The organism is Limibacillus sp. MBR-115 (assembly GCF_040549425.1).
Classification (GTDB): domain Bacteria; phylum Pseudomonadota; class Alphaproteobacteria; order Kiloniellales; family CECT-8803; genus Limibacillus; species Limibacillus halophilus.
Genome location: NZ_JBEPTJ010000003.1, coordinates 513,840 through 538,012, shown reverse-complemented (window position 1 = coordinate 538,012; position 24,173 = coordinate 513,840). Strand labels below are relative to the sequence as shown.

Sequence of the window (24,173 nt, the reverse complement as noted above, 5' to 3'; positions counted from 1 at the left end):
ATGAAGGTAGCCTTCATCGGTCTGGGGAATGTTGGGTATCCGCTGGCCCGTAATCTCCTGAAAGCGGGACATGAGCTAAAGGTTCACGACCTGGACCGGGAGCGCGCAGCCGGCCTACTTGCCGAGGGTGCCGTTTGGGCTGGCAGCATTGCGGAGGCCGCTGCCGATGCTCAAGCCGCGGTGACGTCCTTGCCCAATCCGCGCGCCGTGTCGGCAGTGGTGCCCGGAGATACCGGATTGTTGGCCTCGCTCCCTCGCGGTGCCCTCTGGATCGAGATGTCGACGACGGACGACGCCGAGATGAAGGCGCACGCCCAAGCCGCTGTCGACCTTGGACTCGCTGTTGTTGAGGCGCCGATAACGGGCGGCGCCAATCGTGCCTGGACCGGTGAAATTTCCATCCTTGTCGGCGGGGAGGAGGCCGATGTCGCGCGCGCCATGCCTCTCCTCCAGATCATGGGCGGTGAAATAGAGCACATGGGTCCGATCGGCGCGGCCTCGGTCGTCAAGGTCATCACCAACATGCTGGCTTTTGTCCATCTGCTGGCCAGCGGCGAAGCCTTGATGTTGGCCAAACGGGCCGGCGTGGACCTTGCCAAGGCTTACCACGGCATTCGCATTTCATCCGGCAACTCCTTCGCCCACGAAACCGAGGGTCAGTTGGTCCTGAACGGTTCTTATAACTGCGCTTTCACAATGGATTTGGCGCTCAAGGATATGAACCTCACTTTGGATCTGGCGCGCGATACCGCGACACCTCTGCCGTTGGCGGAATTGACAGGAGCCTTGTTCGAGGAAGCGCGCAAGCGCTACGGCGACAAGGCTTGGTCCACAGAAGCCGTCCGCCTGCTGGAAGACCGCCTGGGCGTTGAACTGCGCGCCGCGGGATTCCCCGAAGTGCTACCGGGAATGGAGCCCGCGCTGGAGAAGCGACAAAATTAGAAAAATCAGCGCCGGCTCGAATATCGCCTATTTGCCACACTATGGTTGTTTAGCGCCGCGATTTTCGGACAAGCTCGAATCTCTGCTGGCAACCTCGTGCAAATTTCATTTGCCGCCGTCTATGCCAAAGCCCACGACAGAGTAATCTCCCAAGCAGCGGTTGGTTTCGCATCTTTAACCTTGCGATCTGTCCGGATGGCCGGTTGCATCTGCTTGCGACGGTTTTTTCCCGGCATTAGGCTAGCCAGCATAAGTTGCACTATGGGGAGGTGGATCGCTTTGACCCAAAAGGCCGTCGACCTTGGCGACCTGGTTCGCATGCGTAGGGGCAGTTTGCTGGGTGGTATGGCCTTTGCCGAGGCTGCCTATCTGGCCCGGGACCGGGTTTTCTGGAGGCGCTGGACAGGCCACGCGCTGCTGGCGCTGGGGGCTGGTCATTTCCTTTCAGGTGTTATTTTTTTCTTCGCCTTTAACTGGGATGAACTGACCCGTTGGCAGAAGTTCTCCGTTTTGGAAGTGGGCGTCTTGTCGTTCGCCATCCTGGCGATGGTCGCCGGGTCGCAGCGTTTGGTCGGGCAGGTTGCTCTGATCGGGGCGACTGTCATGACGGGGCTGCTTTTAGCGGTGACCGGGCAAGTCTATCAAACCGGCGCCGATACCTATGAGCTTTTCGCCGCCTGGGCATTCCTGACACTACCCTGGGTGCTGCTGTCCCGCAGCGCCGCACATTGGGTGCTCTGGGGCTTGGTTGTCTATCTGGGCTGCTGGACATTCCTGCATCAGGTATTCCTGCCGTTGAGAGCCGTGACCTGGGATCATGCGATGGTCCTTTGGTCGATGATACCGGGCCTGTTTTTAGTTGCTTTCGAAGCCGGGCGCGCGGCGGGGTTCGAATGGTTGAGGGCGGTCTGGCCGCGCCACTTCCTGCTGTTCGCCTTCCTCGGGCATCTCTTCGTGTCCGCGGTGCAATTTCTGTTTGAAAGCGTATTTACGGGGTCTGTTTTCATGCAAAGCGGTCTCGGTGCGCTCGCCTTTTGTTTTGCTTGCGCGCTTTCCTGGCGTATTTACGGATCGCGCCTGTTCGATCTCGCCGCGCTTACCATCGTCCTTTTAGGAGTTGCCGCCTTTTTCGCGATGCTGGGCGCACGTGGAATCGAATCGGCCATCGGCGACTGGAGCTTTGACTTGGGTGCGGGCTTGGCAAGTTGGGGTCTGCTGGTTTTCTGGAGTTTCTGCTGCCTTACCGTCCTCGGTTTGTTGTTTCGCCACTACCAGCGTCACAGCAAGGTCGTAGCGTCATGATCAACCGAAGCCTTCTGTGCCAGCGATTTGGATTGGCCGACGCCCAGGTTGCGCTGCTTCTCGATCAAACGGGCAACGTGCGCGACGATCACCTGCCCTGGTACATGTCGCTGGGACTTGGCGTTGCAGCTTGGTTCACGGCTCTGGTGCTGCTCGGTTTCTCGCTGGCGCTGGTCATCGCCTTCTTCGATGACGACATCGACGACATGACTTTGCCCGCATTGTTGCTCGGATCACTGTTTTTGAGTGCTGGGATCGCGTTGGCGCGAAATCGGGTTACGGCTGGCTTTACCGGTCATTTTGCCGACGCGCTCTCTGCTGCGGGAATCAGTTTGATCGTGTTTGCGGTAGCGATCGAGTTGGAGACTTACTGGGCGCCAACCGTGATTGCGACGGCTTTTGCGGCGGCAACGGCTTGCTGGCGGAGCAGCCAACTGTTGCAAGGCCTTGCTGCGGCGCTGGCACTCTTTTTGCTTGCTCTGTGGGCCCATGATGCGAGCGAAGCGCAACTTACGCCGATATTGGCGGTCGTCATATTGGCTATGGTTTGCCTGCTGCTATTCGGCACGGCCAAGTTCGACTTTCGCGCCGGGGCCACCGTGTGTCTGCTACTTGCTGGATTATTCGAGATGACCGCCTTTTTCGACGGCTATCTCGGCTATTCGCCCAACGGTGGAAACGCACGCTTTGAAGACGCGACGCGGTTGTTTCATTACTTGGCGATCGCGGTGCCCTTCGCTATCGCCTGGCGCCAGGTCGATGAGGTGCAGGAAAAGCTGCTGATTGTCGGGATGGTGGCGACCGCAGGGGCGGTGACGGGCATTCTGCCGCCCGCCGGATCGGCGGTGCTGCCGGCATTGGTTCTAGCCGGCATTTCCGGATCGCGGGGCTTGGCAATCTCAGGCGTTGTTTTGGAAGTCTATTTCATCGCCAGATACTACTATTCCCTTGATCTCACGCTGCTTGAGAAGTCTTTCATCATGATGGGAACCGGCACCTTTCTGCTGATTGCCTGGGCACTCTTTTTTAATCTTTTGAAAGATGTGCGGGGGTTGGAGGAATGAACCGCCGCGCGCTTGATATCTTAGGAGTCCTGGCTGGCCTCGTCCTTGTATTGGGGCTTGCCAACTGGAATATTCTCGCCAAGCAGTCGATTGTCGAGACGGGCCAAAAGGTGCTCTTGCCTTTGCAGCCCGTCGATCCGCGCTCTTTAATCCAGGGCGATTACATGCGCCTCGACTACAGCCCGGACCTCCATGCCAGGGGCGAAATCCCCAAAGGTTCGCCGCGCAAGGGCACGGCAATCATGCTGTTGGATAGCGATGGCGTCGCACGGTTTCAGCGTTTCGATGACGAAAGCCCACTGGCACCGAGCGAGGTCCGACTTCGGTACAAGCTTGTCACCGACGCCGGACGCATGCGTTATGGCGCGGAAAGCTTCTTTTTCCAAGAAGGGCAACGGCAGGCCTATCAGGTTGCCCGTTTCGGCGTTCTGCACGTCGCCTCCGATGGCACCAGCGTCCTGATCGGACTGGCGGACGAGAACCGCGCGCTTATCGTACCTGAGTAAACCTCGATCATTCGATCTTAAACGAGAAAGGCAAGCGAACCTTGCGTCAAGAATACAAACACTTCCTGACCATCCCGACCCGCTGGATGGACAACGATCTCTACGGTCACGTCAACAACGTCATATACTACTCTTACTTTGACACCGTGATTAACGCCTACTTGATTGCCGAGGGTGGTTTAGACATCCATGACGGCAGGGTGATTGGCGTCTGTGCAGAGTCTTTCTGCTCTTTCAAGGCTTCCTTTGCCTTTCCCGAGCCGGTCGAGGCCGGTCTACGGGTCGGACACTTGGGGCGGCGTTCCGTGCGGTACGAGATCGGCCTTTTCAAGGCGGGGCTTGAGACGCCGGCTGCGACCGGACATTTCGTGCATGTATTCGTGCAGCGCGAGGGTATGACGCCGGTTGAAATCCCTGCGGACATTCGGTCTGCCCTTGAGGCGCTGAAAGCCTAAAGCCGGCCTATAGGCAAACGTTTCGCGCCTTTCTTTTCCGCCAGCAGGCAGAGGAAATCATGGGCGAGCGTGGCCGCATTGATCGCCGTCACTTCGGATAGATCGTAGGCCGGGGCTACCTCAACCACGTCCATGCCGACGAAATCGATGTTACCCAGGCTGCGCAAGATCTCCAGGGCCTGGGCAGGCGTGAGCCCACCGGATACCGGGGTTCCGGTGCCGGGCGCAAAGGCAGGGTCCAGGCAATCGATGTCGAAGGTAAGGTACGCCTTGCGGGCGCCGACTCTTTCCCTGATTGCTTCGATGGTGGCCGCGCTACCTTCGCGATGAACCCAAGGGGCGCTCAGAATCTCAAAGCCATGGCTGTCGTCGTTGTAGGTCCGAAGCCCAACCTGAACCGACCCCTCAACGTCCAACAGGCCTTCGTTCTTGGCGCGCAGAAACATGGTCCCGTGGTTGATCTCCTGCCCGTCGTCTGGCCAGGTGTCGCAATGGGCGTCGAAGTGCACCAGAGCGACTGGCCCATGTGCGCGGGCGATGGCGCGCAGTACCGGATAGGTAATGAAGTGATCACCGCCAAAGGTCAGGGGAAAGGCCCCTTGAGCCAGAATTTCCGAAATATGTGCGGTGATGGCCTCGATGATGCTCAACGGGTCGTGTGGGTTTAGAAAGCAATCGCCATAGTCTACGACGTTCAAGGTTTTGAACGGGTCGAAGCCGAAGGGAAAGGCTTTCAACTCGGCGAGTTGAACCGAAGCGGCGCGGATCGCGCGCGGTCCCAGGCGGGCACCGGGCCGATAGGTTACCGCACAGTCGTAGGGCACGCCCGTGACAGCGACATCGACGCCCGTCAGGTCGCGGCTGTAGCGACGCCTTAGAAAGCTGAGCGCGCCGCCGTATGTCATCTCCGACCAGCGGTTGTGAGGGTTATCGTTTCGGAAAGCCTGATCGCCCGCCTGATCGTCGCTCATTGCGGTTATTCCTCCTGGTCATCATCGTTAAGGAGACCGTAAAGCGCCGCGCGCTTTAACAGGCGTTGCGCTTCCGCGTAGATCGGCATCTCGACAAGCGAGCCCGCCACTTCCACACGGCCTTCGCCACGCTGTCGCGCGGCTTCGAAGGCACGAACCTTAAGGCGCGCCTGCTCGATGGCCTCTGCTCCAGGTGTAAGCGCTGTCTGAATCGTCATGGCATGTTCCAGGCTTACGGCGCTCTTGGACGTGTAGCCCAGGCGTCTGGCATAGGCCGAATCGGCGGCCACGCCTTCCAGGTCCGTCCAGGTATAGGGACAATCGATCGGCTGTATCCCCGCCGCCCGGCATTCAACCAGGAAACGCTCCCGCACGTAGCGGAGTTCGGAACCGTCGCGACCGCGTTCACATTGCAGGTCGTTGGCCATGTCCTCGGACGCAACGAGCGCCGCCTCCACACGGGGCGACGCGGTAACGATATCTATGGTGCGGACCAGTCCGGCTGCGCTTTCTATGTTTGGCAGCAGTTCGGTGCTGCCGATGGGGCGGCCCAATTTTCGCTCCTGCGCGCCGACCGCTTCTCCCAGTTGGGTGACATGACCCGGCATCGACACCTTTGGCAAGGCCACAACGTCGACGCCCGCCGCCATTACCGCCTCTAGGTCACGCAAACCGTCGGCGTCGGATAAGGGATTGATACGGGCGGCGGTGCGTTTCCCAGCAGCCCGCCAGGCTTCAATCACCTTGGACAGTTGCGCGCGAGCTGCGGGCCTCTTTTCGGGGGCGGTGAAATCCTCGAATTCCGCAATCAGCGCATCGGCCGGGCTATCAGCGGCGGCCAGCAAAGTTTTCAGCGGGTCGCCGGCCGGCAGGAACAGCCAGCAACGGCAAAGCTGAGAGGATAGTGGCTTGTCGGACATGGTCGTTATGTTTCTCTTCCGGCGGCGGCAGTCGCTTCAAACTCCGGTGCGCCTGCTTTTGAACTTCTGATTAATGCCTCAAGACCGCGGCGAAGTCTAAGCAGCATGGGCGTCGAGGTGAAGCCGATTTCTGGCTGACACTGGGGAAATTAGGCGATCATTGTATTTTGCAGCGCAGCATTCTACCATTATAGACAATGCATTATGAAAAGTGCGCTATGAGAACAGGGGATAGCAAAGCGGTTACTTGGTCCTTCTTCCGTAATCTGGAAAGTGAGGTGTCATGAGCCGTCGTGCTGTGCTTACCAATTACGATCATCAGAGTTTTTTCTGTGAACTGACGGGCCGGGTAGGGGAAAACCAGCCTGGAACGGTCGAGATTTGCAGACTGTTGGACAAAATCGGTCTGCAAAGCCTGGAACGCAGGGCGCGCAATGCCGAGCGAGAGCTCTACAATCTCGGAATCACCTTCACCGTTTACAGCGACGCAGAAGCCATTGACCGGATACTGCCGTTCGATGTGATACCTCGTGTCATCACAGCCGCTGATTGGGCGGTGATTGATCGTGGCGTACGCCAGAGGGTCAAAGCTCTGAATCTGTTCCTGGCAGACATCTACCACGACCAGAAAATTCTAAAGGACGGTGTCATCCCGGCGGAGCTGGTCCTCACGAACGCCAATTACCAGAAGGTAATGCAAGGGCTGGACCTGCCGCAGGGGACCTATGTGCACATCTGCGGCATTGACGTGGTGCGTGATGAGGCAGGTGCCTTCAAGGTGCTGGAGGACAATGCGCGCTGTCCGTCGGGCGTTTCTTATGTTGTGGAGAACCGCCACCTGATGCTGCGAACATTCCCAGACCTGATGGACAACATCGGGATCCGCAGGGTCAGCGATTATGGATTACATCTGCAAAATGCTTTGGCCGAAGTCGCGCCGGCGAACATTGATAATCCACAGGTCGTGCTGCTTTCGCCTGGCTTCTATAATTCGGCTTATTTCGAGCATGTTTTCCTGGCTCGGGAAATGGGCGTTCCGCTGGTCGAGGGGCAAGACCTTTTCGTTGATGACGATGATTGCCTCTATATGCGCACGGTCGCCGGCCCGATCCGGGTCGATGTGGTTTACCGTCGTATCAACGATGACTTTCTGGACCCAAAGGCATTTCGCAAGGATTCCGCGCTTGGTGTCCCTGGATTGATGCGGGCCTATGCCAAGGGCCGGGTAACACTCGCGAATGCGGTTGGGACCGGGGTTGCCGACGATAAAGCGGTCTATGCCTATATGCCCCGCATCATCCGCTACTACCTGGATGAGGAGGCAATCCTGGATAATGTCGAGACACACATCTGCGCGGAGCCGGAAGCGCTGAAGTACACGCTCGATCATTTGAGCGAACTTGTCGTCAAACCGGTGGGCGAGGCAGGCGGTTACGGCGTTGTGGTCGGCCCGCAGGCAAGCGCGGCGGAATTGGACGCCTTGCGCGCGCAAGTAAAGGCCGACCCTGCCAACTATATCAGTCAGCCCGTGATCAGCCTTTCAGTCAGCCCAACCCTGCTCAATGGCGAAGTTGTGCCGCGCCACGTCGATCTGAGACCCTTCGCGGTTACCGGGAAGGATACCTGGGTGCTGCCGGGCGGGCTTACGCGGGTGGCGTTGAAGAAGGGATCGCTGGTGGTTAACTCGTCGCAAGGCGGTGGATCGAAGGATACCTGGGTCCTTGAGTAGGCTTCTTTCACGTTTCGCCTCCAATCTCTTCTGGCTCGCGCGGTACATGGAGCGGGCCGAGAACTTGGCGCGCATCCTCCAGGTCAACGAATCCTTTGCACGGGACCGTTTGGGAGCACGCGATTGGTTGCCGATTCTACAACTCAATGACGACGAGGAGCGCTTCTTCAAAATTCATAACGAGGCCAGTGCGGACAACGTTGTGCATTTCTATTTACTGGATCGTAAAAACCCGACATCGATCATTGCGTCGGTCCACCAGGCACGCGAAAACGCACGCGCACTTCGCCACCTGATCTCGACTGAGATGTGGACACAGGTGAACGTGTTCCATGGGCGCCTGACCGGTTTGCGTAGCAAGGACCTGGCCCTGGAGAAACTTTCGCTTGTCTGCTCGGAGGTCAAGGAAAGCTGCCAGGCTCACGCAGGCATCACCGAGGGCACCTATTATCGGGACGAGGGCTGGCATTTCTATAACCTTGGCCGCTATCTGGAACGCGCCGATCAAACGTCACGCCTGCTCGACATAAAGTATCGACGCCCGTCGTCGGATATCGCCCCGTCGACCGAGGATCCGGCGTCGGACGCCAGCCTTTGGAACACCCTGTTGCGCTCGGGCGCCGGATACCACGCATTCAGACGCGTGCATCCGCGCGGCATGATAGCAGCCGATGTACTCAGGTTCTTCCTCTGCGATCCGGCCTTTCCACGATCGATCACCACTTGCGTGCGCGAACTGGAGGAACTCGTTGCCGAGTTGCAGCGGGAGTACGGGCTGACGGCTTCCACCGATATCAAAGAAAAACTGAAGGAACTGAACCGACTTGCCTGCCAACCAGCCGACGATGAGGACCGCGGCGATCACGTGAATCGTTTGATGGACCGCATTCAGTTTCTGCTGGTAGAGCTTTCAAACGCTATTGACGCGCAGTTCTTCCACTGAAGCCGCGTGACGATCACGGCTTGCGGTCGGAGGGGAGTCGGGGTTAGAAGTGAGGCCCTCTACAAAAGCAGCGAAGCGAGTAGCGCAAATGCGCTTGCTGACGATCCGCCACACCACCCGTTACAGCTACAAGAAGCCCGTGCGTTTTGGGCCGCATCGTATGATGTTCCGGCCCAGGGACAGTCATGACATCCGTGTCATTTCATCGGGCTTGATCATAAAGCCGCAACCGGAGCTGCGCTGGTTCCATGACGTCTTTGGCAATTCCGTTGCCATTGCCACATTCGAGGAGCCGGCCGAGGAGCTGTTCGTCGACAGCATGATCATGGTCGAACATTATGGCAGCAGCGAGTTTGAGTTTCCGTTGGACCCGGCGGCTCGGACCCTGCCGATTTCCTACTCGTCCGAGGAGTACCCCGATCTGGCCCGCACGATCGAGCGGCAGTACCATGATTCGGAGAAAAAAATAGATGCCTGGGCGAGAAAGTTCCGCAATGAAACCGGGCCGACCGATATCTGGATCCTCCTGGAGCAGATTACCAAACAAATACGCAACGAGTTTCAGTACATTCCGCGTGAGGACGAAGGCGTGCAAGCGCCGTTGGAAACGCTGGCAAGGCAAACTGGAACCTGCCGTGACTACGCGCTTTTCATGATGGAGGCGTTGCGCTCGTTGGGCATGGCCGCACGTTTCGTAACCGGTTACCTCTACGATCCGGCCTTGGAAGGCGGCGACAACGGCACGGTCGGCGCCGGTGCGACTCATGCCTGGGTGCAGGTTTATCTGCCGGGCCCCGGTTGGGTGGAATGCGATCCGACGAATGGAATCATCGGTGGTAGTAACCTGATCCGTGTTGGTGTGGCACGCGACCCGGCGCAGGCCTTACCGTTTTCCGGCAGCTATTTTGGCGACCGTGACGATTTCATTGAAATGGAGGCCGAGGTAACCGTCACCACAAGCGGTGCGCCAGCCCCCATGGCCAGCGCATCCGACCGCTGACGTCCCCGGTTATTCCTGAAGTTCGGCAAGTCCCACGTAGAGGTCGAGCGCTTCGGGGTTGGCGAGAGCATCCTTGTTCTTCACCGCCCGGCCGTGGACGACATCGCGCACGGCAAGCTCGACGATCTTTCCGGATTTCGTACGTGGGATATCGGCTACCGCGACGACCTTGGCCGGAACGTGTCGCGGTGTCGCGCCGGTGCGGACCTGTGTCTTGATGCGTTTTATCAGGTCCTCGTCCAACACGGCTCCGGCCGCCAATCGGACGAACAATACGACACGAACGTCGCCTTGCCAGTCCTGACCAATGACCAGGGATTCGTCGATCTCCGGCAGTTTCTCCACCTGACGATAAATCTCCGCCGTGCCGATGCGAACGCCGCCGGGATTCAGGGTCGCATCCGAACGGCCATAGATAATAACCCCATCGTGTTCGGTGATCTCGGCGAAATCACCCTGGCACCAGATATTGTCATAACGCTCGAAATAGGCGCTGTGATAACGCGCGCCGTCGGGATCGTTCCAAAAGTAAATCGGCATTGAAGGGAAGGGGCGGGTGCAGACCAGTTCCCCCTTCTTGCCTCTCGTCGGCTGACCTTCATCGTCGAAGACCTCGACAGCCATGCCCAGGCAGCGGGCCTGAATCTCACCGCGCCAGACCGCGCCGATCGGATTGCCTGCCACAAAGCAACTGATTATGTCCGTGCCACCGGCGATGGAGGCCAGGCAGACATCTTCCTTGATGTGTGCGTATACGTAGTCGAATCCCTCGGCGACCAACGGGGATCCGGTGGAGGCGATGATTCGAATGCTGGAGAGATCATGGCTCGACTTCGGGTCGGCTCCGGCATTCTTCAAGGAATCGATAAATTTGGCCGAGGTGCCAAAGAGCGTTCCTCGCTCGGCGTCCATGTAGTCGAAAAGAATCTCCGGGGCCGGATGAAAAGGCGACCCGTCGTAGAGCAAAAGGGTGGCTTCCGCTGCCAATCCGGAAACCAACCAGTTCCACATCATCCACCCGCAGGTCGTGAAGTAGAACACGCGGTCGCCCGGTTTCACGTCGCACTGCAGTTTGTGCTCCTTGATGTGCTGAAGCAGCGTTCCGCCGACGCCGTGGACAATGCACTTGGGTTTTCCTGTCGTTCCGCTCGAAAACATGATGTAGAGCGGTGCATTGAAGGCTACGTGCCGGTATTGGATCGGGTTTGCGGTTTTACCCGAGATGGCCTGCGTCAATGTCATGGCCTTGGCAATTGCGGAAACATCCGGCTCTTCATTCAGGTACGGGCAGACAATGATTCCGTTGAGACTGGGTATCTCCTTCGAGAACTCAGCGACCCGGGCTAGGGAATCGACGGCTTTGCCGTTGTAATAATAGCCGTCCGGGCAGAACAGCACCTTCGGTTCAATCTGGCCGAACCGATCGAGAACCCCTTGTACGCCGAAATCCGGGGAGCACGACGACCAAACCGCACCAAGCGATGCGGTCGCCAGCATGGCGGCAACGGTTTCAGGCATGTTGGGCATGAAGCCGGCGACACGATCGCCTTCTCCGACGCCCAGATCTTGCAGGCGTTGTTGCAATCGGCTGACCAGCGCATTCAAGGCGTCGTGGGAGAGTCGACGTTTAACCTTGTCCTCACCCCAAAACACGATAGCGTCCTCGGGGCCGCGTCCGCGCAAAAGATTCTGCGCAAAATTCAAACGTGCATCCGGGAAGAACGCCGCGCCCGGCATCTTGGTTCCGTCCACCAGTATCCTGTCGCCCCGGGTTTCGGCGACCACCTTGCCGAAGGTCCAAACACTGCTCCAGAACTTCTCGATTTCTTTGACCGACCAGTCATAGAGTTCAGCGTAGTCGGACAACTCGACACCCCAGTCCCGCTTCAATTGCTCCATGAAGGCAGAGATGTTTGCGCCTTCCTTGCGTTCGGGTGTCGGTTGCCAGAGCGGCTGATTCATAGGTATCTACTCCTGCGGTTCGACGGGCCAAGACGACCGGTGATTCGGCATATGCGGAACACTATGCAAAGTACGCGCACCTGCCAAGGCGGCGCTAGTCCTGTCACGCAACGGTGCTTTGCGTTTGCGAGTATAGCGCCTGGGTGCAAGCGTCGTTACTCTTGCGGCCATCATGCCAAAATTGATTAGGTCGGCGAAAGACCGCTTCGGTACCTGTAGCGGTCCGGTTCAAGGTGCGTTTTACATGATCGTTGCCTGTTTGGGGTTCTCGATCATGAACATATTCGTGCGGCTTGGTGCCGCAGAGTTGCACCCGATACAGGTGGCATTCTTCCGCAACCTCTTCGCTCTGATCTTCATGTTGCCTTGGTTGGCATCGCATTGGTCCACCGCGCTGAAAACAAAACGCCTCGGCTTGCATGCAACACGCGCCGGTTTTGGCCTTTGTGCGATGCTCTTCTGGTTCACCTCGGTTGCCATGTTGCCTCTGGCCGAGGCGGTCGCGCTGAATTTCACAGTGCCGCTCTTTGCGACGATCGGTGCGGCGGTAATCCTGCGCGAGCGTGTCCGGCTGCGTCGGTGGAGCGCAACGCTTGTTGGGTTTATCGGCGTGTTGATAATCCTGCGCCCGGGCTTCATGGAACTGACTCCCCTGATGTCACTGCCGGTGATTGCCGCCGCGTTCATGGCTGTTTCGGTAATATGCGTGAAGCGCCTCTCGGATACGGAAACACCTGCGGCGGTTGTATTATTTATGAACTTGTTGCTGACCCCCCTGTCTCTGTTGCCGGCACTCTTTGTCTGGCGCTGGCCATCGTTCGAAGTTTGGATGTTGATGGTGGCTCTAGGGTTCTTCGCTGTCGTCGCTCATATTTTCATCACTCGTGCCTATGCCTCCGCCGATGCATCGGCAATTCTACCTTTCGATTATTCAAGACTCCCTTTTATCGCCGTATTGGCGTATTTTTTCTTTGGACAAACGAGTGACGTGTGGACGTGGGTAGGCGCAGCGGTAATTGCTGCTTCCAGCTTGTACATTGCGCGACGGGAAGCCAGGGCCAGCGCGGAGGGGCGTGCAAAGGGGGCTGCTACGGTTTCGCCGCGTGGACGGTAAATCAGATGGTCTGTGGAACGGACCGTGGCGGGGGGCATGACACAAACCACAATGACCGAGAAGCCAACTTCCAGTAGCATTGTACTGCGCTTCGCGCGGCTGACACCCAATGCGAGAGGCGCCTGTTGGATGGTTCTAGGCGCGCTTGGATTTGCCATCAACGGCGCTCTTATCAAGTATCTGGCCTATGATGGCCTGGATCCCTTTCAGATTGCCATGGCGCGCGCATTCTTTGCGCTTTTCATTCTGCTGCCTTTCATCTGGAAGGCTGGCCCAAAAGCCTTTCGCACCCGGCATCCCGGTATTCATTTGCTGCGCGGTGTAATCGGAAGCGTGGCCATGATGTGCGGTTTCTATGCGGTGGCTCATTTGCCGTTGGCCGATGTCGCCGCGCTTGGCTTCACCCAACCACTCTTTACCATCCTGCTGGCCGTGATTCTGTTGAAGGAGCCGGTCGCGTGGCAGCGCTGGCTGGCCACGGCTATAGGATTTTGCGGCGTCCTGCTGATGGTGCGGCCTGGGCATCACAGCTTTGATCCAGTGATGCTGGTCGCCTTGCTTATGGCTTTTGGGATTGGCCTCTCGGTGGTGCTGGTCAAGATGATGCCGCGCGAGGAAAGTACGACGGTTCTTTTGACCTATTTTTGCATTGCGTCGCTGGTGACCACGAGTATTCCAGCTTTGATTGCCTGGCGTGATCCCACCGTCTTGCAGTGGCTGGTCCTCGCGGCGATCGGCGTGATCGGTGCTGGCGCCCAGTCCTTCCTGCTCCGGGCCTACAAGGTTGGGGAGGCGACCTTCGTTTCACCCTTTGATTACTCGAAAATCATCATCGCTTCCGCCCTGGGTTTCTACATATTTGGTGAGATACCGACGATTTGGACCGGTTTGGGGGCGGCGGTGATCGTCGGCAGCACATATCACATCGCGCGAAGCGAGTCGCGAGCCGCAGCCGTCAAGCGTTCATCCTGAGTGAGAAAATCAGCAGGCTCAAAAGGCAGAGCAACACCACGATGGTCAGTGGTCGCCGTAAGTCTCTATACCAAGCGGGAAACCGACCGGTTTGAATAGCGCGTACATCGGCGAGATAGAGCGCGGAGAAACAAGCGGCCATCAGGATTAGCGCCGGCGTCGGATGTGACAGTAGCGCAACCCAGGACACCAATGCCGGCAGTATGGAAAACCCAAGGCGGGCAAAAGACATGGCGCTTTTGCCGTCAGCCATTGCGTACCCCCAATGCACCGCGCCGAGAAATGTCACGATCACCGGCGCGTAAACCAACCCCGCTTGTGCGGCCAGGAAATTATAGGGGTCAGGCAAAAGCCAGCTACCGGCTGCGCCGATCAAAAAGGGAAACAGACCGACGACACCCAAGGTTAGTGCGGGGCGTGGAACCTCAGTCAAGGCCATGCAATCTCTCCACAATCGGCGCAGGTTCACCGACATAAACCGTTATTACCCTGCAGACTATCAGTCTTCGGGGGTTTTCCCCGACTGCAATCTTACGAGAGTCTCCTGGGCCTGCCGACGATGGTCAGGTTTGACGTGATTGGCCACGCTGCGCCAAGCCGCCCAAAATACCGCCGCATCGTCTGTGTAACCCAGCCCGGCGACAAAGTCTGGAACCACATCAGTAGGCAGCACGAAATAGGCAAGCGCTGCCATCGCGATCGCCTTTACTTGAAATGGCGTCGCCGGATCGCGGGCGCAGAAGTAAGCTGCAATTGCGTCTTCCAGGAAGGGCACACGGCCGAATACACGACGCACTTTGGGCCAAAACCCTGTTTCAACACGCGCGCTGTCGCGTTGGAAGCGTTTGTCGTCGTCTGGATCTTGATGACCGTTCATGGTGTCAAATATGGTCGCGCAGCTTCGCGGTCGCAATATGCGGCGCGCTCTGCTAGTAAGACCGCCAAGTGTGACTGAAAGCCGCCGAACGCGGTTCTAGACAGGAGAGTGTGACGATGGATGTGAAGGGTTTAGGCGCGGTTGTTACCGGTGCGGGTTCGGGTTTAGGCGCGGAAACGGCCCGGCATTTGGCCAAATCGGGCGCAAAAGTTGCGGTCCTGGATGTTAATGAGGAAGCGGCAAAGGCGGTCGCGGCGGAAATAGGCGGTATCGGTCTTGCTTGCGACGTTGCCAGCGCCGCCGCCGGTGAAGAGGCCGTTGCCAAGGCTCGCGAAGCTCACGGGCCCTGTCGGATTTTGGTCAATTGCGCCGGAATTGCGCCCGCAAAGCGGATTGTCGGCCGAGACGGTGCAATGCCTTTGGATGCCTTTGAAAAGGTTATCGCCGTTAATCTTATCGGTAGCTTCAACATGCTTCGGCTTTGTGCGGCCGATATGCTGGGCGCCGAACCTCTGAACGATGATGGGGAACGCGGCGTCATCATCTCGACGTCTTCGATCGCCGGCGTCGAAGGTCAGCTCGGGCAAGTCGCCTATGCGGCATCCAAGGCAGGGATCAACGGTATGATGTTGCCCGCCGCGCGCGAGTTCGCCCGTTCAGGTGTGCGCGTGTTAACCATAGCGCCGGGTTTGATCGGAACGCCGCTCCTTTTGAACATGCCGCAGGAAGTCCAAGACAATCTTGCCGGACAGGTGCCTTTCCCATCACGTTTTGGACACCCGTCGGAGTTCGCCCGGTTGGTGCTGCACATCTGTGAGAATGCCATGCTGAACGCCGATATCATCCGCCTGGATGGCGCAATGCGCATGCAGTAAAACCACAATCGCCGGAGGCAGTCGCTGGATGTTAGCGGCTTGCTTCCCGGTCGATTTTTGATGCGAGTTGCATATCCAATTCACTAAGCCCATCTACGTCATGCGTTGTCAGTAGAATGTCGACGCGGTTGTAGACATTACTCCACTCAGGATGGTGGTTGAGTTTTTCGGCGTGCAGTGCGACCCGCGACATGAAGCCAAATGCTTCGATGAAAGAGCGAAACTTGAAGCTCTTGCTGATGGCGTCGCGATCCTCGACATTCTGCCAGCCTGTTAGTTGATCGAGAGCGCTCTGGCGTTCCGGTCCGGTAAGTTTTTTGACCATCGATCTCTCCCTGCCCGGTGATTTGAGGCAATAGGGTCGGCGGTTGGCGGCGTGATCGTCAAGGTGGACGTCACAAAAAGGAAATGGTTATGGCCTACATAGCAAGCAGACCCTTTACGACGCCACCCAGTCTGGCGGACATAGAGGCGATGGCGCGGGAATGCTACGCGGGCGTGCCGGATTCCCTTCGGCGTCACTGCGAGGGTGTTGTCGTGCAGGTGCAGGATTTTCCCGACGACGAGACTATGGAGGCCATGGACTGTGAGAGCCCCTTCGATTTATTGGGGTTGTATCAGGGGGTGGATTTGACGCGGCGGTCGGTCGGCGATCAGCCTGAAGACGTCGACACGATTTTTCTCTATAGACGGCCGATCCTGGATTATTGGTGCGAAACCGAGGAAAGCCTGATGCACGTCGTGAGGCATGTGCTGATCCACGAGATTGGCCACCACTTCGGATTCTCAGACGACGATATGGACCGGATCGAAGGTCAGGTGTCCTAGCGGTCTGAATCAGACACCTGAGACTCTCACGCGCGCTTGTTGCTGACGGTATGCGCAGGGCCGCATCGTTGGTTAAGCAGCCCTTCTCAAACGCCCCGCTCTGTCATTGACAAGACTTAGGACGGCGGCGATTGCCTTAACGAGAGCAAAGCGTCAAAGAATGAGTGACACTTCATCGTGGAGAAAGGAAGCCGCTGCTCGAAAAGCGCCGCCGATACTCCGCAGGGCTTAGCCCGGTCATCTTCTTGAACAGGCGGCGGAAAGCTCTTGTGTCCGAGTAACCCACGGCTTCAGCAATTGATTCTACATTGTGCCCTTCCATTTCGAGGAACTGTTTTGCTTCTTCGATTCTCAAGGACTGCACGTAATCCGTTGGACTGTAGCCGGTAGCTGCGCGGAAGCGGCGGTCGAATGTACGTCGTGGCAGGCCGGATTGGGCAATCATGCGGGCAACAGCGTCATGTTCACCGTATCCGTCGGCAAGCCATTCCTGGCATTCCCGGATGACGGCGTCCTCGGTCTGTAGCCGCCGCATGGGTGCCGCAAAGTGACGCTGCCCATCGGGGCGGGGGTCGACGCAGTAGAACCGCGCGGACTTGGCGGCATGTTCGGGCCCAAGAAATCGCGCAATCACGTAGAGTGCAAGATCCGCCCAGGAGGCCATCCCGCCGGACATCACAATTGAGTCTCCTGGCCCTGCGAAGGTTAGCGTACGATCCGGGCAAAACGCTACGCGTGGCCAACGCTTTCGAAAAATCTCTCTCATTGACCAGTGGGCCGTGGCTTCTTCGCCATCCAACAGGCCGGCATCGGCCAGGAGCGCGGCACCAGAGCAGGCGCATGCGAGACGGGCGCCGGATGCGTGGCGGCGCAGAATCCAGTCGATTTCCGGTCCCAGCACGTCCTTTGGCCTTTCTACCTCCCCAATCCTGAAATTGGGCAGACAGATGATCTCTGCATCATCGGCTTCCTCAAGAGTCGCATCCGGCATGACCGGTACCCGGCCTATGCAGCGAAACGGCTCCTTGTCGCGCGCAACGATCCTGACGCGTGTCATGGGCGGCTGAAAAGTTCCTTCTGTCAGGTAGGACCAGGCGGTGCCGACCGACGCCAAAAGGTCATACAGGCCGTAGAGAATTGCGCCTCTACAACTTTCCGCAGCAAGGACGTCGATTCGAAGTGGGTCGCTTGTGAAATCCCTACTCATAATCTCCGTGGTTTCCCTCGCGTATTAATGGCCGAAATGGCCCGCTATTGGCCAATCCAGCCCTAACAGAAATCGCTTTCGGTCAGCACACTGGATCAGTGTAAGGGACTTGGAGAGGAAAATCATGACCTATGAAGCATTCAAAGAGGCTGAAATGGTGGGTTGGAATGCGCGTGCGCAGACCTACAACGATTACACGGGGCAGGTCACAACCCAAGCGATTCCAACACTCCTAGCGATGGCCGAAACAACCCCTAAGAAGCAGGTTCTTGATCTTTGTTGCGGAACCGGAAGGGCCGCCGGCGCAGCGGTTGCCTTAGGTGCCTTTGCAGAAGGCATTGATGCATCCGCGGCGATGGTGGATGCGGCCCGAAAAGATTTCCCGAAGGCGGCTTTTGACGTGGGCGACGCCGAGTCCATTCCACGTGAAGATGACAGATACGATGCCGTTATCTGCTCGTTTGGGCTCATGCATGTAGGCAGCCCCGAGGCTTTGTTCAGCGAGATGGCGCGGGTATTGAAACCCGGAGGGCGCGTGGCACTCAGTCATTGGATCGGCCCGCCAGAGTCTCCTTTTTTCCGGATCGTTTTTGGCACGATGCAGCGCCTGGCAGACATGTCCGCAGTGCCGCCGTCGCCGCCTCCTTTTACCCTTTCATCAGAGGAAGCCATGCGAGAGGCCCTGGAGCAGGCAGGTTTCGAAGAGGTAGACGTGCGTCGGCTTCCTCTTGTCTTCAGGTCTCCGGCCGGGAAATTCGCCGATCACTTCAGAAAGTTCGCCGCAAGAGCGGCTGTCATCCTCGACCAACAGACGGATGCCGTCTTGAATGAAATCTACTCTTCGTGGGAAACCGAACTCGAAAGCTTCGTTGTGGAGGGAGAGTACAAAGTACCAATGCCGGCGCTTGCCGTGTCCGCAGTTTGCGGACGGTGAACCGGATAATCCAGTTGCCGATGTCCCATTCGAGTTGTGGCGGCGGCGGACGTGGCACAGCATCCGATACCTGGGCCCATGCCTGGAGACTCGTACGTCACACAGCCTATGGGGCCACCGAAACAGACTCTTTTGTCTGGTTCAAACCACTAGTTGCTTGGGAAAAGTTTTTGCATGCGTGCGCGCAAGTAAACCAAGGTATCGCGCTCGAACCAGGGATTCCTCTTGATCCAGGCGGTGTTGCGCCATGACGGATGGGGCAACGGAATAAAATCAGGTCCGTACTCGCGAAAAGCAGCGACCGTTTCGGTCATGGTCTTCTTGCGGGTTTTTGCCAGATAGCGAGCCTGGGCGTGCATACCGATCAGCAACGTGACTTCCACCTGTGGCAGATGCCGAAGGAGAGGCGCGTGCCAAGTGGGCGCACATTCCGGGCGTGGCGGATTGTCGCCGCCCTTCGGATCGCGGCCCGGATAGCAAAATCCCATGGGAACGATAGCGATCTGACACGGGTCATAGAAGCGGTCTCTGTCGAGACGCAGCCAGTCGCGAAGGCGTTCGCCAGAGGCGTCGTTCCAAGGGATGCCGGTTTCATGAACGCGGGTTCCAGGCGCTTGTCCGATAATGAGCAGGCGGGCGGTCTGGCTGGCCTGAACGACGGGACGCGGCCCCAAGGGTAAGTGCGCCGCGCAAATGCGACAGTCTCGAACCGACTTCAGCAGAGTGTCGAATGCGTCCGGCAAGGTGCTATACCAAGCCCTCAAAGAGGTCAGTGGTCAGATAACGTTCGGCCCCCGAAGGCAGAACTACGACGATGCGCTTGCCAGCCATTTCGCGTCGTTGGGCAACCTCAATCGCCGCGGCCAGCGCGGCGCCGGAGGAAATGCCGACCGGCAGCCCTTCCAGCACGGCGGCTTGGCGCGCCATTGCAAAGGCACGATCATTGGAAATGCAGATCACCTCGTCGATGACGCTGGTATCCAGGTTCTCCGGCACGAAGCCTGCGCCGATCCCCTGAATCTTGTGGGGCCCCGGTTCGCCGCCGGAAAGGATGGCACTGTCTTCGGGTTCGATCGCAACGACACGCAGCTTCGGGTTCCGGGCTTTGAGCACTTGTCCGCAGCCGGTTATTGTGCCGCCGGTGCCGACACCGCCCATGAAGACGTCGAGGGCGCCCTGGGTGTCGGCCCAGATTTCCTCGGCGGTGGTGGTTCGATGGATTTCCGGGTTGGCAGGGTTCGAGAATTGCTGCGGCATCGCCGCGTCGGGCAATTCGTCGAGCAGTTCCTGCGCGCGGGCAATAGCACCTCGCATACCTTTGGCGCCCTCGGTCAACTCCAGCTCGGCGCCCAGTAACCGGAGCATCTTGCGACGCTCGACAGACATGGTCTCCGGCATGGTCAGAATTAGACGATACCCCTTGGCGGCGCAGGCAAAGGCCAGCGCAATACCTGTATTGCCGGAGGTCGGCTCGACGATCGTGGTCTTCCCGGGCGTGATCTGCCCGTCTTTCTCCATGGCCTCTATCATGGCCATGCCAATGCGATCCTTGACGGAGCTAAGTGGATTGAAGAATTCACACTTGGCCAGAATCTCGCCCTTGGTGGAATACGTACTGGCGATGCGCGGGAGGCGTATCAGAGGCGTTGCGCCTATTGTCTCCAGAATGCTGTTGTAGATGCGCCCTCTGAAACAGGGCACGGCGGTGCCTTTGGATGGCATCGTGATGCGTCCTCCGTCGTTGGTTTGATTCAGATGCAGAAATCCGGAATGTCCGGCGCATCCCGCTCGATGCGTAACTCTCGGGCTTTTCGGCAAAGATCTTCAACGGTCATCAAATCAAACCGAGACATCATTTCCTGCTGCATTTCCGTCCAGATCGGGCGAACGACCTTGACGCCGATTTCTGATCCCTCGGTTTCGCTGGCCGGGTCGCCCGTGCCTTCCAATTCCCGAACGGTGCGGATGATTTCACCAATCGTGATGCGCCGTCTTTCGCGAGCCAGGCGATAGCCGCCGCGCGGGCCACGCTGACCCGTCAGGACACCATTCTGCACGAGATGTTGCAGCACCTGTTCGAGATAACGCCTCGGGATACCCTGTCGCTCGGAAATCTCGTTGGAGCGCACCGGCTCCGTTCCGGCGTTGTAGGCGATGTCGACGACCGCCTCTATTGCAAAGAGCAACTTCTTGGAGAGTCTCAGCATTCTTTCCTACCTTTGCCCTTCAGTGCCCCGTTGAGCCAAAACCCCCGCTGCCGCGGGCGCTGTCTTCGAGATTCCTTACTTCTTGCCAGGCAAGCTGGGTAACGGGGGCAACGACCATTTGCGCTATGCGTTGTCCGCGCTCCACAGTGAAGGCTTCCTGTCCCAGGTTGATCAAAATGACTCCGACTTCGCCGCGATAATCCGCATCGATGGTGCCGGGACTGTTGAGCACGGTGATGCCCTGCTTGAGCGCAAGTCCCGATCGCGGACGGACTTGTGCTTCGAAACCGGTCGGCAGCGCCATTGCGAGGCCCGTGGGGATCAACCGCCGCTCCCCCGGCTGCAGCGTCAGAGGTTCATCCGTTGCGGCCATCAGGTCCAATCCGGCGCTGTCGCTCGTCGCGTAGGCTGGAAGTGGTAGGTCCTCTCCGTGGGGGAGGCGCTGGACAGCAACGGCGATCTTGGTGTTCTGGGTCATTTCTTCTTCCTGTTGGCAAAATGCTGGGCCACGCGCTGCGCCAGGCGTTGCGCCACGGCCTGTTTGTCCATCCGAGGCCAGGACTCCTGCCCGGCCGTATCAATTACGAGGATCTCGTTCTCCGCGCCGCCGAATATGCCATTGGTATCCGAAACGTCGTTGGCGAGTATCCAGTCACAGCCCTTGCGCTCGCGTTTACTGCGGGCGTTGGCCTCCAGATTTTCGGTCTCGGCGGCAAAACCAATCACGAGGCGGGGGCGTTTGCGACCCGGCTTGGAAAGGGTGGCCAGAATATCCGGGTTGGTAGTGAGTGACAGCACCGGCAATTTGCCGCCGTCCTCTTTCTTGATCTTCTGCCCCGCCGTCTTGGCAACGCGCCAGTCCGCGACTGCCGCCGCGCAGACTAAAATATCGGCGGGCAGGCCTTCCTGGCAGGCCCGTAGCATCTCTTCCGCCGTTTCGACCTTGGCGACGCGAACGCCAGCAGGGTCTGGCTGGGAGACGGGGCCGGTGACGAGCAGCGTGTTGGCGCCCAAACCGGCCAGCGCTGCGGCTATGGCGTGCCCTTGGCGGCCTGAGGAGCGGTTGGCGATGTAGCGTACCGGGTCGATAGCCTCGTGGGTCGGGCCGCTGGTCACGATCGCCGTCAGACCACTCAAAGGACCTTCGCCACCAAGTGCTGTGTCGATGGCCGCCACAATCTCCAGGGGTTCGGCCATACGTCCCGGTCCGAATTCACCACAGGCCATGTCGCCTTCGTTGGGTCCCACAAAGATCACACCACGCTCTTTCAAGGTTCGCAGGTTATGCTGGGTGGCGGGATGGTCCCACATGCGCACGTTCATGGCGGGTGCGGCCAATACGGGTTTGTCGGTCGCCAATAAGGCTGTGGAGGCGAGATCGTCGGCTAGGCCGCAGGCTAGCTTGGCCAGAAGATCGGCTGTTGCCGGAGCGACCACCAGAAGATCTGCGTCGCGGCTGAGCTGAATATGGCCCATCTCTTTTTCGTCGGTCAGCGAGAAAAGGTCACCATAGACTTTGTCCTCCGTCAGCGCCGATAGGGACAAGGGAGTGACGAACTCTGCACCCGCTTTTGTGAGAACAGCGCGAACGGAGCTGCCTCGCTCCCGCAGGCGGCGCACCAGGTCCAGGCTCTTATAGGCGGCGATGCCACCTGCCACGATCAAGAGTATGCGCTTGCCCTGAAGCATCTAAAGTCCTCGAGTCTGCCCTGTATACATCATCGTCCGATGGTTCTATTCCAACCGCCGAATTCAGAATTCACAGGAAAATACGCTTAATAATGCGGTATCGGCAAGCTTTCTACAGTGAAGGATAGTAATTTACCGTCTAATACAACAGCGCGAAGAGAGCGAGAATGGCGGCGGTGAAAGCAGCGGCAAGCGCTACCTTTTCGCTCCAGCGCATTCGATGGCTGTCCTGAGGGGCGAGCCGGAGGCCGTCGTTCGCCAGCTCCTTGGTCGCGCGCTCCAGATTTTCCACAATACGGGGGATGCGTCGCAGGGTCGCCTCCAGTGTTTGCAGGCCCTCGCGGGCTCGTGCCGGCGCGCCGCGGTTGCGGGCCACCCAATCGGCGATCAGCGGCTCGGCCAGGGACCAGATGTTGAGTCGGGGGTCGAGAACGCGGCTGACGCCCTCGGCCATCATCATGTTCTTCTGAAGCAAGGTCAGTTGCGGCTGTACCTCCAGCTCGAACGATTCCGTGAGTTGAAACAACTGGGTCAGAAGGTTGGCGAAGGAAATCTCGGCCAAAGGCTTGCCGAAGATCGGCTCGCAAACGCTTCTTAAGGCCTGGACATAGGAGTCCAGCGGCCGTCCGGCGGGCAGGAAACCGGCATCGACCTGCACTTGAGCTAGGCGGCGGTAGTCCTTCGCCAGTACCGCCAACAGCATATCCGCCAGCACCATGCGGGTTTCGTGGTCCAAGCGCCCCATGATGCCAAAATCGACAGCGCCGATATTGCCGTCGGAATCGACGAACATATTCCCCGGGTGCTGGTCGCCATGAAAGAAGCCATCACGGAAAACCTGATTGAAGAAGGTTGCCGCCGCACGAGTCAGGACTTCTTCGAGATCATGCCCTGCCGCCAGCAAGGCCTCGCGGTCATCGAGCGGAATGCCGGACAGGCGGGTGGTGGTCAACACCCGGCGCGCGGTCCGTTCCCAATCCACATGCGGGACAACATAGGTCGGGTCATGCTCAAAGTTCTCCGCTAGCTCCGACGCTGCCGCAGCCTCCAGGCGCAGGTCCATTTCCATGGTCACCTGTTCCTCGAAAAGCCTTACCAAATCCACAGGCTTGAGGCGGGCCAGGCGCGGCTGCGCACGCAGGGACAAGTTTGCCAACCAGTAGAAGAGGTCGAGATCCCGGCGAAAAGCCCGTTCAATTTGGGGGCGCAGAATTTTGACCGCCACTTCCTCGCCCTCGCTGGTTACGGCGAAATGCACTTGGGCGATGGAGGCGGCGGATACCGCCTCCTCGGAAAACTCTGAGAACAATGTTGCAACCGGTTGCCCCAGTTCCCGTTCTATAACGCGGCGGGCCTGGTCGCTGGGGAAGGGCGGCAGATGGTCCTGTAGCTCGGCAAGGTCGAGCGCGACTTCCTCACCCAACAGATCGGCGCGCGTGGAAAGAAACTGACCCAGCTTCACGAAGCTGGGGCCTAGTTCGGTGAGTGCCGAGGCCAGTTTCTGCCCGGGACGTCCCGATTTGCGGCGCGGCGAAAAGAACCGCAGTGTTCGGCAGAGGCCGGGCGCGATACCCAGGTCTTCAACGAAAGCCAGCGCGTCGTGGCGCGCCAGGGTGCGCGCGATGGTGAAAAGCCGGTAAAAGGACCGTAGGCTACGCCGCATCGCTTCCCGTCCC

25 protein-coding genes and 1 pseudogene are annotated in these 24,173 nt (G+C 58.6%); 13 read left to right on the top strand and 13 right to left on the bottom strand.

What is annotated here, in order from left to right:
• The 5 genes from ABIE63_RS09390 (at window position 1) to ABIE63_RS09370 (ending at window position 4,269) form a co-directional block, all read left to right on the top strand.
• Window positions 1–942 (top strand): NAD(P)-dependent oxidoreductase, encoded by a 942-nt coding sequence (locus ABIE63_RS09390; RefSeq protein WP_354504179.1) that lies wholly within the window; start codon window positions 1–3, stop codon window positions 940–942.
• A 279-nt stretch (window positions 943–1,221) separates the two neighbouring features.
• Complete coding sequence (locus tag ABIE63_RS09385; protein ID WP_354504178.1) at window positions 1,222–2,244, top strand: DUF2157 domain-containing protein; 1,023 nt, start codon at window positions 1,222–1,224, stop codon at window positions 2,242–2,244.
• Window positions 2,241–3,308 (top strand): DUF4401 domain-containing protein, encoded by a 1,068-nt coding sequence (locus ABIE63_RS09380; RefSeq protein ID WP_354504177.1) that lies wholly within the window; start codon window positions 2,241–2,243, stop codon window positions 3,306–3,308. Before ABIE63_RS09385 ends, ABIE63_RS09380 begins: the two co-directional genes overlap by 4 nt.
• The gene (locus ABIE63_RS09375) at window positions 3,305–3,814 is read left to right on the top strand and encodes a GDYXXLXY domain-containing protein (RefSeq protein ID WP_183416102.1); all 510 of its coding nucleotides are present in this window, start codon (window positions 3,305–3,307) and stop codon (window positions 3,812–3,814) included. The genes ABIE63_RS09380 and ABIE63_RS09375 overlap by 4 nt, the downstream gene beginning before the upstream one ends.
• A 41-nt stretch (window positions 3,815–3,855) precedes the next feature.
• On the top strand, window positions 3,856–4,269 hold the full coding sequence (locus tag ABIE63_RS09370) for a thioesterase family protein (RefSeq protein ID WP_354504176.1): 414 nt from the start codon (window positions 3,856–3,858) through the stop codon (window positions 4,267–4,269).
• On the opposite strand, the gene speB is transcribed toward ABIE63_RS09370, so the two are convergent.
• Window positions 4,266–5,240 (bottom strand): agmatinase, encoded by a 975-nt coding sequence (speB, locus tag ABIE63_RS09365; protein ID WP_354504175.1) that lies wholly within the window; start codon window positions 5,238–5,240, stop codon window positions 4,266–4,268. The two genes, ABIE63_RS09370 and speB, sit on opposite strands and share 4 nt — an antisense overlap.
• Before the next feature lie 5 nt (window positions 5,241–5,245).
• Entirely contained in the window at window positions 5,246–6,160 is a 915-nt protein-coding gene (locus ABIE63_RS09360; RefSeq protein WP_354504174.1) for a CoA ester lyase, read from the bottom strand.
• 283 nt (window positions 6,161–6,443) lie between these two features.
• On the opposite strand from ABIE63_RS09360, the gene ABIE63_RS09355 reads away from it, so the two are divergent.
• The 3 genes from ABIE63_RS09355 to ABIE63_RS09345 all read left to right on the top strand — a co-directional run bounded on the left by ABIE63_RS09355 (window position 6,444) and on the right by ABIE63_RS09345 (window position 9,832).
• The gene (locus ABIE63_RS09355) at window positions 6,444–7,889 is read left to right on the top strand and encodes a circularly permuted type 2 ATP-grasp protein (protein ID WP_354504173.1); all 1,446 of its coding nucleotides are present in this window, start codon (window positions 6,444–6,446) and stop codon (window positions 7,887–7,889) included.
• Window positions 7,882–8,832, top strand: a complete 951-nt coding sequence (locus ABIE63_RS09350) for an alpha-E domain-containing protein (protein WP_354504172.1) — start codon at window positions 7,882–7,884, stop codon at window positions 8,830–8,832. Before ABIE63_RS09355 ends, ABIE63_RS09350 begins: the two co-directional genes overlap by 8 nt.
• Before the next feature lie 88 nt (window positions 8,833–8,920).
• The gene (locus ABIE63_RS09345; protein ID WP_183416096.1) at window positions 8,921–9,832 is read left to right on the top strand and encodes a transglutaminase family protein; all 912 of its coding nucleotides are present in this window, start codon (window positions 8,921–8,923) and stop codon (window positions 9,830–9,832) included.
• A 9-nt stretch (window positions 9,833–9,841) separates the two neighbouring features.
• Here ABIE63_RS09345 and ABIE63_RS09340 read toward each other — a convergent pair whose 3' ends face one another.
• Window positions 9,842–11,794: an acetoacetate--CoA ligase gene (locus ABIE63_RS09340; RefSeq protein ID WP_354504171.1), complete on the bottom strand. Its 1,953-nt coding sequence runs from the start codon at window positions 11,792–11,794 to the stop codon at window positions 9,842–9,844.
• Between the two features lie 172 nt (window positions 11,795–11,966).
• Between ABIE63_RS09340 and ABIE63_RS09335 the strand changes: the two genes are divergently transcribed.
• Entirely contained in the window at window positions 11,967–12,908 is a 942-nt protein-coding gene (locus tag ABIE63_RS09335) for a DMT family transporter (RefSeq protein WP_354504170.1), read from the top strand.
• Between the two features lie 36 nt (window positions 12,909–12,944).
• Entirely contained in the window at window positions 12,945–13,880 is a 936-nt protein-coding gene (locus ABIE63_RS09330) for a DMT family transporter (protein ID WP_354504169.1), read from the top strand.
• Here the strand turns inward: ABIE63_RS09330 and ABIE63_RS09325 are convergent.
• Both ABIE63_RS09325 and ABIE63_RS09320 read right to left on the bottom strand, forming a co-directional pair.
• The gene (locus ABIE63_RS09325; RefSeq protein WP_354504168.1) at window positions 13,864–14,319 is read right to left on the bottom strand and encodes a DUF3429 domain-containing protein; all 456 of its coding nucleotides are present in this window, start codon (window positions 14,317–14,319) and stop codon (window positions 13,864–13,866) included. The genes ABIE63_RS09330 and ABIE63_RS09325 overlap by 17 nt on opposite strands.
• Before the next feature lie 60 nt (window positions 14,320–14,379).
• The gene (locus ABIE63_RS09320) at window positions 14,380–14,757 is read right to left on the bottom strand and encodes a YkvA family protein (protein WP_354504167.1); all 378 of its coding nucleotides are present in this window, start codon (window positions 14,755–14,757) and stop codon (window positions 14,380–14,382) included.
• 116 nt (window positions 14,758–14,873) lie between these two features.
• Here ABIE63_RS09320 and ABIE63_RS09315 point away from each other — a divergent pair, with 116 nt between their 5' ends.
• Window positions 14,874–15,632: an SDR family NAD(P)-dependent oxidoreductase gene (locus tag ABIE63_RS09315; protein ID WP_354504165.1), complete on the top strand. Its 759-nt coding sequence runs from the start codon at window positions 14,874–14,876 to the stop codon at window positions 15,630–15,632.
• Window positions 15,633–15,663: 31 nt separating this feature from the next.
• Here the strand turns inward: ABIE63_RS09315 and ABIE63_RS09310 are convergent.
• Window positions 15,664–15,969 (bottom strand): annotated as a pseudogene (locus ABIE63_RS09310) (4a-hydroxytetrahydrobiopterin dehydratase); the annotation flags it as partial.
• A gap of 77 nt (window positions 15,970–16,046) precedes the next feature.
• Between ABIE63_RS09310 and ABIE63_RS09305 the strand changes: the two are divergent.
• Entirely contained in the window at window positions 16,047–16,460 is a 414-nt protein-coding gene (locus ABIE63_RS09305) for a metallopeptidase family protein (protein ID WP_183416088.1), read from the top strand.
• A 172-nt stretch (window positions 16,461–16,632) separates the two neighbouring features.
• Here the strand turns inward: ABIE63_RS09305 and ABIE63_RS09300 are convergent, their stop codons facing one another.
• Window positions 16,633–17,667 carry a helix-turn-helix domain-containing protein gene (locus ABIE63_RS09300; protein WP_354504164.1) on the bottom strand — a complete coding sequence of 345 codons (1,035 nt, stop codon included), beginning with the start codon at window positions 17,665–17,667 and terminating at the stop codon, window positions 16,633–16,635.
• A gap of 124 nt (window positions 17,668–17,791) precedes the next feature.
• Here ABIE63_RS09300 and ABIE63_RS09295 point away from each other — a divergent pair, with 124 nt between their 5' ends.
• On the top strand, window positions 17,792–18,601 hold the full coding sequence (locus tag ABIE63_RS09295; RefSeq protein ID WP_354504163.1) for a methyltransferase domain-containing protein: 810 nt from the start codon (window positions 17,792–17,794) through the stop codon (window positions 18,599–18,601).
• 149 nt (window positions 18,602–18,750) lie between these two features.
• Here the strand turns inward: ABIE63_RS09295 and ABIE63_RS09290 are convergent, their stop codons facing one another.
• The 6 genes from ABIE63_RS09290 to ubiB form a co-directional block, all read right to left on the bottom strand.
• Window positions 18,751–19,344: a uracil-DNA glycosylase family protein gene (locus ABIE63_RS09290; protein WP_354504162.1), complete on the bottom strand. Its 594-nt coding sequence runs from the start codon at window positions 19,342–19,344 to the stop codon at window positions 18,751–18,753.
• A 4-nt stretch (window positions 19,345–19,348) separates the two neighbouring features.
• Entirely contained in the window at window positions 19,349–20,323 is a 975-nt protein-coding gene (cysK, locus tag ABIE63_RS09285; protein ID WP_354504161.1) for a cysteine synthase A, read from the bottom strand.
• A 29-nt stretch (window positions 20,324–20,352) separates the two neighbouring features.
• The gene (locus ABIE63_RS09280; protein WP_354504160.1) at window positions 20,353–20,808 is read right to left on the bottom strand and encodes an Rrf2 family transcriptional regulator; all 456 of its coding nucleotides are present in this window, start codon (window positions 20,806–20,808) and stop codon (window positions 20,353–20,355) included.
• 19 nt (window positions 20,809–20,827) lie between these two features.
• A complete protein-coding gene (gene dut, locus ABIE63_RS09275) occupies window positions 20,828–21,286 on the bottom strand; it encodes a dUTP diphosphatase (protein ID WP_354504159.1) in 459 nt (152 codons plus the stop codon).
• The gene (gene coaBC / locus ABIE63_RS09270) at window positions 21,283–22,497 is read right to left on the bottom strand and encodes a bifunctional phosphopantothenoylcysteine decarboxylase/phosphopantothenate--cysteine ligase CoaBC (RefSeq protein ID WP_354504158.1); all 1,215 of its coding nucleotides are present in this window, start codon (window positions 22,495–22,497) and stop codon (window positions 21,283–21,285) included. Before coaBC ends, dut begins: the two co-directional genes overlap by 4 nt.
• A 139-nt stretch (window positions 22,498–22,636) precedes the next feature.
• Entirely contained in the window at window positions 22,637–24,160 is a 1,524-nt protein-coding gene (gene ubiB, locus ABIE63_RS09265) for a 2-polyprenylphenol 6-hydroxylase (protein ID WP_354504157.1), read from the bottom strand.
• Window positions 24,161–24,173 lie beyond the last annotated feature (13 nt).